11 protein-coding genes are annotated in these 13,089 nt (G+C 70.9%); 4 read left to right on the top strand and 7 right to left on the bottom strand.

The window, feature by feature from the left end; all coding sequences use genetic code 11:
• Positions 1-48 precede the first annotated feature (48 nt).
• Genes B0B14_RS12150 through B0B14_RS12130 form a run of 5 tightly spaced genes read right to left on the bottom strand, consistent with a single transcriptional unit; the run spans position 49 to position 5,274 of the window.
• Positions 49-630, bottom strand: coding sequence for a hypothetical protein (locus B0B14_RS12150; protein WP_076682154.1), 582 nt, complete (start codon positions 628-630; stop codon positions 49-51).
• Between the two features lie 21 nt (positions 631-651).
• A complete protein-coding gene (locus B0B14_RS12145) occupies positions 652-1,974 on the bottom strand; it encodes a dihydrolipoamide acetyltransferase family protein (protein ID WP_076682152.1) in 1,323 nt (440 codons plus the stop codon).
• 39 nt (positions 1,975-2,013) lie between these two features.
• The gene (locus tag B0B14_RS12140) at positions 2,014-3,030 is read right to left on the bottom strand and encodes an alpha-ketoacid dehydrogenase subunit beta (protein WP_076682151.1); all 1,017 of its coding nucleotides are present in this window, start codon (positions 3,028-3,030) and stop codon (positions 2,014-2,016) included.
• Positions 3,027-4,169 carry a thiamine pyrophosphate-dependent dehydrogenase E1 component subunit alpha gene (locus B0B14_RS12135; RefSeq protein WP_076682149.1) on the bottom strand — a complete coding sequence of 381 codons (1,143 nt, stop codon included), beginning with the start codon at positions 4,167-4,169 and terminating at the stop codon, positions 3,027-3,029. The genes B0B14_RS12140 and B0B14_RS12135 overlap by 4 nt, the downstream gene beginning before the upstream one ends.
• 4 nt (positions 4,170-4,173) lie before the next feature.
• Positions 4,174-5,274: a histidinol-phosphate transaminase gene (locus B0B14_RS12130; protein WP_076682147.1), complete on the bottom strand. Its 1,101-nt coding sequence runs from the start codon at positions 5,272-5,274 to the stop codon at positions 4,174-4,176.
• An 88-nt stretch (positions 5,275-5,362) separates the two neighbouring features.
• Here B0B14_RS12130 and B0B14_RS12125 point away from each other — a divergent pair, with 88 nt between their 5' ends.
• Positions 5,363-5,761 carry a phage holin family protein gene (locus tag B0B14_RS12125; protein WP_076682146.1) on the top strand — a complete coding sequence of 133 codons (399 nt, stop codon included), beginning with the start codon at positions 5,363-5,365 and terminating at the stop codon, positions 5,759-5,761.
• 6 nt (positions 5,762-5,767) lie between these two features.
• On the opposite strand, the gene B0B14_RS12120 is transcribed toward B0B14_RS12125, so the two are convergent.
• Together B0B14_RS12120 and B0B14_RS12115 are read right to left on the bottom strand one after the other, a co-directional pair.
• The gene (locus B0B14_RS12120) at positions 5,768-7,255 is read right to left on the bottom strand and encodes an alpha/beta hydrolase family protein (RefSeq protein ID WP_143733716.1); all 1,488 of its coding nucleotides are present in this window, start codon (positions 7,253-7,255) and stop codon (positions 5,768-5,770) included.
• Complete coding sequence (locus B0B14_RS12115; protein WP_076682143.1) at positions 7,252-7,542, bottom strand: hypothetical protein; 291 nt, start codon at positions 7,540-7,542, stop codon at positions 7,252-7,254. The genes B0B14_RS12120 and B0B14_RS12115 overlap by 4 nt, the downstream gene beginning before the upstream one ends.
• Before the next feature lie 143 nt (positions 7,543-7,685).
• Here B0B14_RS12115 and B0B14_RS12110 point away from each other — a divergent pair, with 143 nt between their 5' ends.
• From B0B14_RS12110 to B0B14_RS12100, 3 genes are all read left to right on the top strand, one after another.
• The gene (locus tag B0B14_RS12110) at positions 7,686-8,201 is read left to right on the top strand and encodes a low molecular weight protein-tyrosine-phosphatase (protein WP_076682141.1); all 516 of its coding nucleotides are present in this window, start codon (positions 7,686-7,688) and stop codon (positions 8,199-8,201) included.
• Between the two features lie 29 nt (positions 8,202-8,230).
• Positions 8,231-9,610, top strand: coding sequence for an adenylosuccinate lyase (gene purB / locus B0B14_RS12105; protein WP_076682139.1), 1,380 nt, complete (start codon positions 8,231-8,233; stop codon positions 9,608-9,610).
• 514 nt (positions 9,611-10,124) lie between these two features.
• Positions 10,125-13,052 carry a glycosyl hydrolase gene (locus B0B14_RS12100; protein ID WP_076682137.1) on the top strand — a complete coding sequence of 976 codons (2,928 nt, stop codon included), beginning with the start codon at positions 10,125-10,127 and terminating at the stop codon, positions 13,050-13,052.
• The last annotated feature ends 37 nt before the right edge of the window (positions 13,053-13,089 follow it).

The following is a 13,089-nucleotide window of genomic DNA, read 5'->3' as shown; positions in this document are numbered from 1 at the left end:
GCGTTCATGATCGTTCAGACCCCCGGCTCGGTACCCCTGACCGCCAGGTCACGAGACCGGGTGGCAACCGAGCGGAGGCGCAGCGGCAGAAACCCGGCGATCCGCTTCAAGAATGCGATGTGGCCGCTGGAATGCGAACAAGAGCGCACCCCCGATGACTGCTCCAATGGCGAAAGGCGCGTAGCTGAAGTCGGGCGAGACGAGCGACGCCGCTGCCAGCAGCATCACGACGGTCGAGAACGTGGAACTCACCGCTAACACGGACATGATCACAGCCGCAGCTCTTTCGTGGCGAAGGACACAGGCCACGGCTCCGACCGAGTATGCCGCTGAAGCAAGTGACGCCCACAAGGCAAGCGGTATCGGAACGAAGTTTCCGATGAGGAATCCCGACCAGCACAAGAGCCACAGCGCGGAACCCGACGCGACCATGACGCGCGCCAGAGTCTGCGTGAAGACGTCACGCGCGAGAAGTGACGCGGCGAAGATCATGGCGAAACCGAGCGCATGGAGGACGAAGACGAGCGCATACGCCCGCAGCACGATGTAGTCGACGGCGAGGGAGGACACGAGCACGAGCCCGCCGCTGATCATCAAGGTGGCCGCGAGAACCGCCACGACGCGTTTCATGGGAGTCTCGGCAGGATCACATCAGTCGAGGAGGAGGGCCGGCTCCTCGAGCACCGAGGCGACGTCGGCGACGAAGCGCGACATCCCGTCGCCGTCGATGACGCGGTGGTCGAACGAACCCGACACGGTCGTGACCCAGCGCGGGCGCACCTCGCCGTCGACGACCCACGGCTTCTGCCGGATCGCGCCCATCGCGATGATGCCCGACTCGCCTGGATTGATGATGGGCGTGCCCGCGTCCATGCCGAAGACGCCGATGTTCGTGATCGTGATGGTGCCGTGCTGCTGGTCGGCGGGCGACGTCTTGCCCTCGCGGGCCGTCAGCGTGAGCTTCTCGAGGGCGCGCGCGAGCTCGCGGGTGTTGAGGTTCTGCGCGTCCTTGATGTTCGGCACGAGCAGACCGCGCGGCGTCGCGGCGGCGATGCCGAGGTTGACGAAGTGGCGCACGCGGATCTCCGCCCCCTCGTCGGTGTCGATCCACGCCGCGTTGATCATCGGGGTGCGGCGCACGGCCCAGATCACGGCGCGCGCCATGATCAGCAGCGGCGAGACCTTGGTGTCGGCGAAGTCGGGCGACGCCTTGAGCCTCTTGACCAGCTCCATCGTGCGCGTCGCGTCGACGTCGGTCCACACCGAGACGTGCGGGGCGGTGTAGGCGCTGCGCACCATGCCGCTGGCCGTCGCTTTGCGGACGCCCTTGACGGGAATGGTCTCCTCGCGTCCCTCCACCGCCTCGGGAGCGGATGCCGGGGCAGCCACAGGGATCGTCTCCTCGCGCACCTCCGACCACTCCGGCGTCTCGATGTTGCGGAACACCGAGGCCTGCGACGCGTGCTTCATGACGTCGTCGCGGGTGACCTCGCCGGCGGGACCGCTGGGCGTCACTTCGACGAGGTCGATGCCGAGGTCTCGGGCGAGCTTGCGGATGGGCGGCTTGGCGACGACGCCGACGGATGCCGCGACAGGCCTCTCCGCAGGACGCTTGGGGCGACGCGAGGCGACCTCGCCGACGCTGCCGTAGCCGACGAGCACGGCGCCGCCCGCGTCGTCGGGCTCTTTGGCCTCGCCGTGCTCCGACTGCCCGACGACCGAAGCGGCCGCCGCCGGGTCGGCGATCGTGATGATCGGCGCACCCACCTCGACCGTCTCGCCCTCCTTCGCCAGCAGGTCGCCGACCGTGCCGGCGAACGGGGACGGCAGCTCGACGAGCGACTTGGCCGTCTCGATCTCGACGAGCACGTCATTGACTCCGACCTCGTCGCCGGGCGCGACGCGCCACTGCACGATCTCGGCCTCGGTGAGTCCTTCGCCGACATCGGGGAGGACGAACGTCTGAGTGCTCATGCGGGTTCCTTTCGCGGCATCCGCCGGGGACGCGTCATGTCAGTAGGCGAGGACGCGGTCGACGGCTTCGAGGATGCGATCGGCATCGGGGAGGTACGCGCCCTCGAGCTTGGCGGCGGGGAACGGGGTGTCGAACCCCGACACGCGCAGGACCGGGGCTTCGAGCGCGTAGAACGCCTTCTCCATCACCGTGGCCGCGACCTCCGAGCCGACCGAGGTGAAGCCCGGCGCCTCCTGCGCGTAGACCATGCGGCCCGTGCGGCGCACGGAATCGAGGATCGGTCCGTAGTCGACCGGCGAGAGCGAGCGCAGGTCGATGACTTCGACCGACACGCCCTCCGACTCGGCGAGCGCCGCGGCCTGAAGGAGCGTCGTCACCATCGCTCCGTGGCCGACGAGAGTGACATCCGTGCCGCGGCGCACCAGGCGGGACGCGTGCAGCGGGAGGGCGCGGGCCGCGGCATCCACTTCGCCCTTCATCCAGTACTTCGCCTTCGGCTCGAGGAAGATCACCGGATCGTTCGACGCGATCGCATCCTGGATCATCCAGTAGCCGTCGTTCGGCGTCGACGGGCTCACCACCCGCAGGCCGGGGGTGTGCGTGAAGTACGCCTCCGGGCTCTCCTGGTGGTGTTCGACCGCGCCGATATGTCCGCCATAGGGGATCCGGATGACGATGGGCATCGTGAGCGCGCCCTCGTGCCGGTTGGTGATCTTGGCGAGCTGCGACGTGATCTGATCGAACGCCGGGAAGACGAACCCGTCGAACTGGATCTCGACGACAGGACGGAACCCGGCCATCGCGAGTCCGATCGCCGTGCCCACGATGCCGGATTCGGCCAAGGGGGTGTCGAGCACCCGTCGGTCTCCGAACTCTGCCTGCAGCCCCTCGGTCACGCGGAAGACGCCGCCGAGCCGGCCGATGTCCTCGCCCATGAGCAGTACGCGGTCGCTGTCGAGCATCGCGCGCCGGAGTCCGGCGTTGATGGCCTTGCTCAGCGGCATCGTCTGCACGGTCCTCGCGACGTCGGCGGCCCCGACCTGGGGAAGGGTCATGATGCGCCCTCCTCGAAGGATGCCTCGTAGGCGGCGAGCCAGGCCCGCTGCTCGTCGATCAGCGGATGCGGGTCGGAGTAGACGTGCGCGAACATCGCGTCGCGCTCGAGTCCTCCGAGCTGCGTCGTGCGCACCCGTGCGTCGTCGGCGACGGCCGCTGCCTCGGCCTGGACGTCGGCGAAGAACGCCTCCGACGCACCGCGCCCGAGCAGGTACGCGTGCAGGCGCGCGATCGGATCGCGTCGCGCCCAGCCGGCCTCTTCGTCGGACGTGCGGTACTTCGTGGGGTCGTCGCTCGTGGTGTGGGCGCCCATCCGGTAGGTCATGGCCTCGATCGCACGCGGACCCTCACCCGATCGCGCCTCGTCGAGCGCGCGGCGGGTGACGGCGTAGCTGGCGAGCACGTCGTTGCCGTCGACGGGGATCGACGGCATCCCGTAGCCCTCGCCGCGCTTGTACAGCGGCGAGCGCGACTGCGTCGAGACGGGGACCGAGATCGCCCACTGGTTGTTCTGCAGGAAGAACACCTCGGGCGTGCGATAGCTCGCGGCGAACACCATCGCCTCGTGCACGTCGCCCTGGCTGGAGGCTCCGTCGCCGTAGTAGACGATGACGGCTTCGTCGCGTTCGGGGTCGCCGGCGCCGCAGCGACCGTCGAACACGAGCCCCATGCCGAGTCCCGTCGCGTGCAGCGTCTGCGAGCCCAGCACGAGCGTGTAGATGTGCGTGTTGCCGTTGGCGGGATCGGTCGGGTCCCAGCCGCCATGCGAGAGGCCGCGCATGACCCGGATGATGTCGATCGGATCGACGCCGCGGATGCGGGTGACGGCGTGTTCGCGGTACGACGGGAAGATGTGGTCCTGGGGGCGCGCTGCGCGCGCGGATCCGACCTGCGCCGCCTCCTGTCCGTTGCTCGGCGGCCACAGCGCGAGCTGTCCCTGACGCTGCAGGTTGGTGGCCTGCTGGTCGAACGCCCGGATGACGACCATGTCGCGGTAGAACTGCTCGAGGTCGGAATCGGTGAGCGCGTCGATGAGATCGAGGTACGGCTCGGCGGACGCAGTGGGGGCGAAGGCGCCGTCTGCGTCGAGCACGCGCACGAGCCCGGCGGGGTCGACGGAGTTCTCGGACGTGGTCACGGTTCTACGCTAACCCTCGCCCGGAGTGGCCCTCTGGGAGGGCTTCGACAACGGATGCCGCGATCCGTAGGACACTCGCGACAGACTCCTCCTCGCCCACCGAGATGCGCAGCCCGTCGCCGGCGAAGGGTCGAACGATCAGCCCGGCCGCGCCGAACGCCGCGGCCGCTGCCAGCGTCTCATCGCCCGCGGGGAGCCACACGAAGTTGCCCTGCGCCTCGGGAACGTCCCAGCCGGCGTCGCGGAGGGCCGCGGCGAGAGCGTCGCGGCGCGCCGCGATCGCGGCCACGCGCTCGAGCAGCTCGTCTTCGCGGTCGAGGCTCGCGAGCGCCGCCTCCTCGGCCTGCGCCGTGACAGACAGCGGGATGGCCGTGGCCCGCGATGCGTCGAGGATGCGCGAGTGGCCGACGGCATAGCCCACGCGGAGCCCCGCGAGTCCGTACGCCTTGGAGAACGTGCGGAGGACGACCACGTTGGGGGCGCCGGCGGCGAGCACCGCGGCGCCGGAGACGGCATCGGGGTCGGTCACGAACTCGGCGTACGCCTCGTCGAGGACGACGAGCACATCGGCCGGGACCTTCTGCAGGAACGCGTCGAACTCGGCCTGGGTGACCACGGGCCCCGTCGGATTGTTCGGGCTGCACACGATGATCAGACGCGTGCGGTCGGTGACGGCGTCGGCCATGGCGTCGAGATCGTGCCGGGCGCCGGCGCCGAGGGGCACGGGAACCCCCGTCGCTCCGGCGACGGTCGCGAGTCCGGGGTACGCCTCGAACGAGCGCCACGCGTGGATGATCTCGTCGCCCGGCCCGGAGGTCGCGAGCGCCAGCTGGTAGAGGATCGACACGCTTCCCGCGGCCACGTGCACTTCGTCGGGGGTGACGTCGTACCGCTCGGCCAGGCGCGCACGGAGGCGGGCGGCGGAGGCATCCGGGTACCTGTTGAGAGCCGTGGCAGCCTGCACCGCCTCGACGACCCCCGGAAGAGGGTCGAACGGGTTCTCGTTGCTCGAGAGCTTGAAGGCGTCGCCTCCCGCCTGCGTCCCCTGCTTGTAGGGCGGGAGGGAGGCGATCTCAGGACGGATGCGAACGGGCAGATCTGTCACGGAGCCGAGTCTATTGAGGGTCGTATGCCGCCGGGGGTGTGCCTCCTGCATGTCGGCGACGGCGCACACGTGCCAGACTGGCCGCACTATGCGCTTCCTCATCCGCGTCGTCATCAATGCGTTCGCGATCTGGGTCGTGACCCTCATCCCGGCCCTCCGCGTGACCGTCATCGCCTTCCCGCCCGGAGAGACGCTGCAGCTGGTCCTGACCCTGCTCGTCGTGGCGGCGATCTTCGCGATCGTCAACTCCATCATCGGCACCGTCATCAAGGTGCTCGCCTTCCCGCTGTACATCCTCACGCTCGGGCTCATCTCGCTCGTGATCAACGGGTTCCTCCTCTGGTTCACGGCGTGGATCACGAGCTTCTGGGGCTGGGGTCTGCGCGTCGAGGACTTCTGGTGGGGCGTGCTGGCGGCCCTCGTCATCTCGCTCATCAACTGGATCCTCGGGGTCATCCTGCGTCCGCAGGCCAAGAGCGAGCACTGAGCGGAGTCATCCGAGCGCGGGTTGCGGACTCGCGCCGGGCGCGAGCGTGACGAGCGCCTCGTCGCGCGTCGCGCCGTACTCGAACACCCGCACCTCATCGGCGGTCGCAAGTTCGGCGAACACGTCGCGCACAGCGCCCACGCGCGGGTCGCTCGAGGCATCCACCATCTCCGCCGTCTCGGTGTAGCCCGCCAGGGCATGGGCGCCCCAGCCGAGGTCGCGGATGCCCGATTCGGGATCGATCGAGCGCTCGACGACGATGCTGCCCGGCGCGCCGACCGGGAGCATGTGCCCGCCACCGGCGAGTCCTCCGACCGGATCGTCGGCGTGCCGGATGCCGACGCTCAGCGTGGTCGGGGCGACATCGGCCTCGACGGGCGAGCCGAGCGTGATCACGCTGCGCACGTCGTAGGCACCCTCCACGGCGAGGTGCGACACGATCATGCCGCCCTGCGAGTAGCCGACGGCGTGGACGGTGTCGCCGGGTCGGGCGCCGGCTGCGGCGAGGGCATCGGTCGTGGCGGTGTACGACGCCGACTCGTGACCGGTGTACAGCTGAGCGTTGGAGTCCCAGTTCCAGGGCTCGTCGCGGTCGGCCGATCGGGTGCCCGCGACGTATACGGCGAACTGCCGCGATCCGTCCGGCATGGAGTACGCCTCCACCCGCACCCGCGCGGCACCCGAGGCGGGGATGCGTGACGCGGCATCGGCGATCCCGGTCGGAGCGACGGCCGACCGCGGCGCTGTCGTCGAAGCCTGGAGCGTCACGGCCGCCGGACCGCCGCGGAGGCGGTCGCCGCGGGCGATGAGTCCCGCGCCCGACATCCCGATCCCCACGCCGAACGCGATCGCCGCGCCCCCGAGCGCGACGCCCCCGATCACCCCTGCCGCCGGCGATCTCTCCGACCCCACCGTGAAGCCCAGTTCGGTCGCCTGGCGCACCAGATCGGACGGCCACTGCAGCGCCCGCCCGAACGCGATCCCCGCCGATTCCCACTCCGCGCCGGGGTACCGCTCGAGGATGTGCGCGCGCAGCGCGTCGATGCGTTCGGTCTCGGCCACGTCGAAGGCCAGGAACGCGGCCTGATGCGCCGCATCGAGCTCCACGAGCTCGTAGATCGATGCGGCACGGCGCAGCCGCTCGGCGATGCCGGCGGCCTCGCCGATCGCCTCGTCGAGCCGCACCTGCAGCGCCCAGGCGGAGCTCACGGCCTCGCGGGACCCCCGGTCGTGCGCCACCAGGGTGTGCTGCAGCGCGGCGATCTGTTGAGCCATCGCCTGCAGCTCGTCTTGGGCCGCGGCGAAGCGGTCCGCCGCCAGGCGCAGGGTGACCGTGTCGACGGCGACCGCCCCGCCGCTCGTGATCTGCAGCTCGCCGAGAGCCGGCGACGGCGGCGTCAGCTCGAGCGCGGCGTTCGCCCCCTCGCTCGTCCTGTCGCCGATGCCGGGCGGCCCGTCGACGCCTCCGCCGCGCATCCCGACGGCCCCGCTCACCAGCAGCCCGCCTGCACGGCCGCCACAGCGGCGGCCCGGTCGCGGGCATGACCCGCACTCCACCGCGCCGTCTCGGCGAGCGTCGCGAGCCGCGCGATGTCTTCGGCCCAGCGTTCGGACCGCTGGTGGAACTCGGTCGCCGCCCGCGCCTTCCAGTCGGTCTGCGCCGACAGCGAGCGCGCCGTCGCCGCGGCGTCGTGCAGTCGGTCGCTGATGCGTGCCAGCTCGCGCGCGGCATGCGCGAGGCGCAGCTCGGCGTCGGATTGGCAGGGGAGTGTGCTGTGCATCCGCCCAGCGTGGGGGAAGCCGGGGTGAGGATCCGTCGCACGAGCGGAATCGGGAGCGTCATCTGTCCGCACCTCCCCTGGGGAGGAGTCGACCCGGAACCGGCCTCTGTGCGCGAAATCGATTCGCTCGACAGAATGGAGTCATGACGGCGCCGACGGGAGAGACCCTCGATCCTTTCCGCGTCGTCTTCGTCTGCACCGGGAACATCTGCCGTTCCCCCATGGCCGACGTCGTGTTCCGGTGGTTCGCGGAGTCCGCGGGTCTGCGCGACCGGGTCGTCTCGACGAGTGCGGGCACGGGCGACTGGCACGTCGGCGAACGGGCGGATCAGCGCACGCTCGATGCCCTCGAACGCCGCGGCTACGACGGGACGCGCCACCGCGCCAAGCAGTTCGGACCGGCGGACTTCGCGGCGAACGACCTCATCATCGCCCTCGACCGCAGCCACGAGCGGATCCTGCGCGGATGGGCGCGCGACGAGTCCGACGCCGACAAGATCTCGCTGCTGCTGTCGTTCGACGCCGACGCGCGGGGTCTCGACGTGCCCGACCCGTACTATGCCGGGCCGGGAATGTTCGACGAGGTGCTCGGTATGATCGAGAGCGCGAGCCGGGCGCTCTTCCGGCAGCTCGAACCCGCGATCCGCCCGGCATCCTGACCCGGGCGTTGCCGTCCGACGGGAGCACCGTGACTTCTCTTCCCCCTCAGCCCCTGAGCCCGCTCGACGGGCGGTACCTCGCCGCGGTCGCACCCCTGGCGGACTACCTCTCCGAGGCGGGGCTCAACCGCGCCCGAGTCGAGGTCGAGGTCGAGTGGCTGATCGCCCTCACCGACCGCTCGCTGTTCGGCACGCAGCCGCTCGACGGATCGGCGAAGGACGCTCTGCGCCTTCTCTACCTGAACTTCGGACAGGCCGAGATAGACTGGCTCGCCGCGAAGGAGGCGGTCACCCGCCACGACGTCAAGGCCGTCGAATACCTCGTTCGCGACCGCCTCGACGCCCTCGGCCTCGGCTCCATCGCCGAGCTGACGCACTTCGCGTGCACGAGCGAAGACGTCAACTCCGCGTCGTACGCCCTCACGGTCAAGCGCGCCGTGACCGAGGTCTGGCTGCCGGCCCTGGACGCCGTCATCGACAAGCTCCGCGCCCTGGCCGTCGAGACCCGGGATGCCGCGATGCTCGCCCGCACGCACGGGCAGCCCGCGACGCCCACCACGATGGGCAAGGAGATCGCCGTCGTGGTCTGGCGCCTCGAGAGAGTGGCCGCGCAGATCCGCGCCAATGACTACCTCGCGAAGTTCTCCGGCGCGACCGGCACATGGTCGGCGCACCTGTCCGCCGATCCCCAGGTCGACTGGCCGGGCCTCACCCGCGAGTTCATCGAGGGTCTCGGCATCGGGTTCAACCCCGTCACGACCCAGATCGAGTCGCACGACTGGCAGGTCGAGCTCTACGACCGCGCGCGGCACGTCGGAGGCATCCTCCACAATCTGGCGACGGATGTCTGGACCTACATCTCGCTCGGATACTTCGCGCAGATCCCCGTCGCGGGCGCGACCGGCTCGTCCACGATGCCGCACAAGATCAACCCGATCCGGTTCGAGAACGCGGAGGCGAATCTCGAGATCGCCGGCGGACTCTTCGCCACCCTCGCCCAGACGCTCGTCACGAGCCGGCTGCAGCGCGACCTCACCGACTCGACGACGCAGCGCAACATCGGCGTCGCGTTCGGGCACTCGCTCCTCGCGCTCGACAATCTGCGGCGCGGTCTCGGCGAGATCTCACTGTCGCAGCCGGTGCTGGATGCCGACCTCGACACCAACTGGGAAGTGCTCGCCGAGGCGATCCAGACGGTCGTGCGGGCCGAGGTGACGGCGGGCCGCTCGCAGATCAGCGATCCGTACGCTCTGCTCAAGGACCTCACGCGCGGTCGCCGCATCGGCGCCGACGATCTCGCCGAGTTCGTGCGCGGTCTCGACATCGGCGACGCGGCGAAGGAGCGGCTCCTCGCTCTGACCCCCGCGACGTACACGGGTCTCGCGTCGGAGCTCGTCGACCTGGTCTGACGCGCCCGCGCCCCCGCGCGCCCCCCGCCCCCGCGCCCGCGCCCGCGCGCCGCGCGCCCCCCGCGCTGCACGCCCCCGCGCCCCCGCGCCGCACCCCCCACCCCCCGCTCCCCGCATCGAGAAACCCCGGGTCGCCCGAAACACTCCGCGCTGCGGGGTGTGCGGGGCGACGCGGGGTTTCTGAGCGATGGGCGGGGCGACGCGGGGTTTCTGAGCGATGGGCGGGGCGACGCGGGGTTTCTGAGCGATCGGCGGAGCGATCGGCGGAGCGATGGACGGAGCGGCTAGCGCAGCGCGCTGGCGGAGCGATGGGCGGGGCGATGCGGGTTTCTGAGCGATCGGCGGAGCGATGGGCGGAGCGGCTGGCTCAGCGCGCCGGCGCAGCGCGTCGGCGCAGCGCGGTGATGTCCACGCGACAGCAAGCAGTGTCGCAGCGACACTTGACGATGGCGTCGACGCGCGCCTACCCTGGCCGTGCGACGCCCGTGTCGCGCCGCGTTCAAGGGAGAACCGCATGTCGATCGACGCGTTCGCAGAGGGATTCGCACGCCCCGCCATCGAATTCCGCCCGGAGCAGCGCTGGTGGCTGGCCGAAGGCCTGCACACCGATGAGACGCTGCGGCGCGAGATCGACACGGCGCACCGGCTCGGCTTCGGCGGCATGGAGTTCCTCGCGATGGACGAGCAGGCCATCGACCACGCCCGCTACGGCTGGGGGTCGGAGGAGTGGGGCCACGACTCCGAGCTCGTCGTGACCGAGACCACGGCGCGCGGCATGGCGGTGAGCTTCACGTCGGGCACCAACTGGTCCAACGCGAACCTGCCCACGATCGATCCCGACCACGACGCCGCGGCCAAGGAGCTCGACGTCGTCGTCGAGCACGTCGCGGGCGGAGCATCCCGCTCCGGCGCCGTCACGCCGATCGACCTCGAAGCCGAGCGCGACCACGGCCCCCTCCCGGGCGAGCGCGCGGTCCCGAAGGTGCAGACGCTCTTCGCGGTCGTCGCGGCCCGCCGCACCGCAGACGCCGTGCTCGAGGTCGACTCGGTCATCGACCTCACCGCGAGCGTGGTCGACGGCGAGCTCGACTGGACGGCGCCCGCCGAAGGCGACTGGATGCTCTTCGCGTTCTGGATGCACGGCACGGGGCAGACGGCATCCCCGTCGTCCACCGTCAACTACACCGTGAACTACCTCGATCGCGCCGGCGTCGATGCGGTCATCGACTACTGGGACACCGTCGTGCTCACCCCGGCGCTGCGCGCCCAGATCGCGCAGAATCCGCGCACCCAGATGTACATGGACTCGCTCGAGCTGTTCGTCTGGGGCGAGGGCGGGATGCTGTGGGGCGCCGACGTGGCCCGGGAGTTCCGCGTGCGCCGGGGCTACGACATCACGCCGTGGCTGCCGTTCCTCACCCGGTCGGCGCTGTTCATGGCGGCATCCACGGTGTACCGGTTCGAGCCGGATGCCGCGCACGCCGTCGAGGTCGCGAAGGTCCGGCACGACTACGTCGCCACGCTGACCGACCTGTACATCGAGAACATGCTGCGTCCGTTCGCGGCGTTCCTGCACGAGCGCGGCATCGCCCTGCGATCGGAGATCAGCTACGGCCTGCCGTTCGAGCTGACGCGCCCCGGGCCGGAGGTCGACGGCATCGAGACGGAGTCTCTGGAGTTCGCGTCGCAGATCGATGCGTACCGGCTGCTCGCCGGCCCCGCCCACCTGTTCGGCAAGCAGTACTCGTCGGAGACGGGCGCGACCACGCGCAACCACATGCTCGAACACCGCTTCTACGACCAGATCATCGCGACCCAGCTCGCTGCGGGCGTCACCAAGACCGTGCTGCACGGCTGGGCGAGCACCGCCGGGGCCGAGGGCGCCACCGAGTGGCCGGGGCATGAGGGCATGTGGCCGATGTTCTCCGAACGCTTCGACACGCGGCAGCCGGCGGCCGAGTTCTATCCGCTGTGGACCGAGGCGCTGGGCCGCGTGCAGTACACCCTGCGGCAGGGCAGGCCCCGCATCGACGTGGGGATCCTGCGCACCGACCACTTCGTCGACAACGCGTCCGGTCTGGCACTGATCGACGCCGACGGCAACCGGGTGCCCGACGAGGTGGGCTATGCGACGTGGTGGATGCGCAACCGCGAGAACCACTGGTGGCAGGACCTGGGCATGCAGGATGCCGGGTGGACCTACGAGTTCTTCGACGGCTCGCTCCTGCAGCGCGACGAGATCTCGTTCGAGGGCGGGATCGTGCAGCCCGGCGGGCCCGGCTACCAGGCGCTGATCGTCTACCAGAGCGAGCTCGACGCCGACGTCGCCGCGCTGCTGCTGCGCGAGGCGCGGCGCGGGCTGCGCGTGCTCCTCGTGCACGGCGCCCGCGAGGTGCAGCACCTCATGACCGGCCGGCACCGCACCCACGAGCGGGCCGCGTCGCTCACGCCCGGCCTCGACGGCCGCGACGACGAGCTCGCCGCGACGATCGCCGAGCTTCTCGCGCTCCCCACCGTCGCGGAGGTCTCCTCGCCCGACCAGACCGTCGCGGCGCTGCGCCGCCTCGGCGTCCGCGGTCGCGCCGAGTTCACGGCGGACGACCGCGGCATCCTGACCCATCTGCGCGAGGACGGCGACCTGCTGCACCTGTACGTCTACAGCTTCCTGTACGAGACCGGCGCCCCGCAGACGGCGCGCATCGCCCTCGACGGAGCAGGCGCGGTCGTGCGCCTCGACCCGTGGAGCGGCGAGCGGCACCCGCACCCGGCCGCCGTGGTCGACGGACGCACGGTCGTCGAGGTCGCCCTGCGCCCGGGCGAGATCGCCCTGTTCACCCTCGATCGGTCGGCCCCACCCGTCGATCCCGCACCGGTGGCCGACAGCGTGGTCGCCGAAGCGGGTGCCTGGCGCATCGCGGTGGAGAGCTGGGATGCCGGCGAGCTCGAGCTCGTCACGGAAGACCGCGGCCTCGGCTACATCACGCGCGAAGTGCGTCCGACGACCGCGGTCACCACGCTCGAGTCGCCCGACACCGCGTTGGCACCATGGACCGAGCTTGCCGGCGTCGGCCCCGAGGTGTCGGGCGTCGGCGACTACACGACCACGATCACGCTGGCCGAGAAGCGGGACGGCGTGCGCTACCTCCTCGATCTCGGCTCGACCGCCGGCGGCCTCGGGTCGGTGCGCGTCGGCGGCGGCGCCGTGCGGGGCTTCGACACGTCGGCCCCGACGGTCGACGTGACCGACGACATCGTCGCCGGGGAGAACGCGGTCCACGTGCGCGTCGCGAGCTCGCTCAACAACCGTCTTCTCGCCCGCGGCTACTACGAGGGCGTGCCCGACATCCTCGCCGACCTCGCCGGAGGCGGGCCGCGCCCGCAGACGACCTACCCGCGCGAGGCGGGACTGCGGGGTCCTGTCGTGCTCCGCGAAGTGGGATGATCGGGACGCCGGCAGGGGCACGACGGAGGGAGCGGGT

Origin of the sequence: Microbacterium sp. RU33B (genome assembly GCF_900155915.1) — a bacterium.
GTDB lineage: Bacteria > Actinomycetota > Actinomycetes > Actinomycetales > Microbacteriaceae > Microbacterium.
The sequence above is the reverse complement of the archived record's forward strand: the minus strand, read 5'-3'. Positions and strand labels throughout refer to the sequence as shown.

Bases quoted from the DNA above. Each gene is read 5' to 3' on its own strand.
- B0B14_RS12150 (WP_076682154.1), bottom strand. From the start codon at position 630: ATGAAACGCGTCGTGGCGGTTCTCGCGGCCACCTTGATGATCAGCGGC.
- B0B14_RS12145 (WP_076682152.1), bottom strand. From the start codon at position 1,974: ATGAGCACTCAGACGTTCGTCCTCCCCGATGTCGGCGAAGGACTCACC.
- B0B14_RS12140 (WP_076682151.1), bottom strand. From the start codon at position 3,030: ATGACCCTTCCCCAGGTCGGGGCCGCCGACGTCGCGAGGACCGTGCAG.
- B0B14_RS12125 (WP_076682146.1), top strand. From the start codon at position 5,363: ATGCGCTTCCTCATCCGCGTCGTCATCAATGCGTTCGCGATCTGGGTC.
- B0B14_RS12115 (WP_076682143.1), bottom strand. From the start codon at position 7,542: ATGCACAGCACACTCCCCTGCCAATCCGACGCCGAGCTGCGCCTCGCG.
- B0B14_RS12110 (WP_076682141.1), top strand. From the start codon at position 7,686: ATGACGGCGCCGACGGGAGAGACCCTCGATCCTTTCCGCGTCGTCTTC.
- B0B14_RS12100 (WP_076682137.1), top strand. From the start codon at position 10,125: ATGTCGATCGACGCGTTCGCAGAGGGATTCGCACGCCCCGCCATCGAA.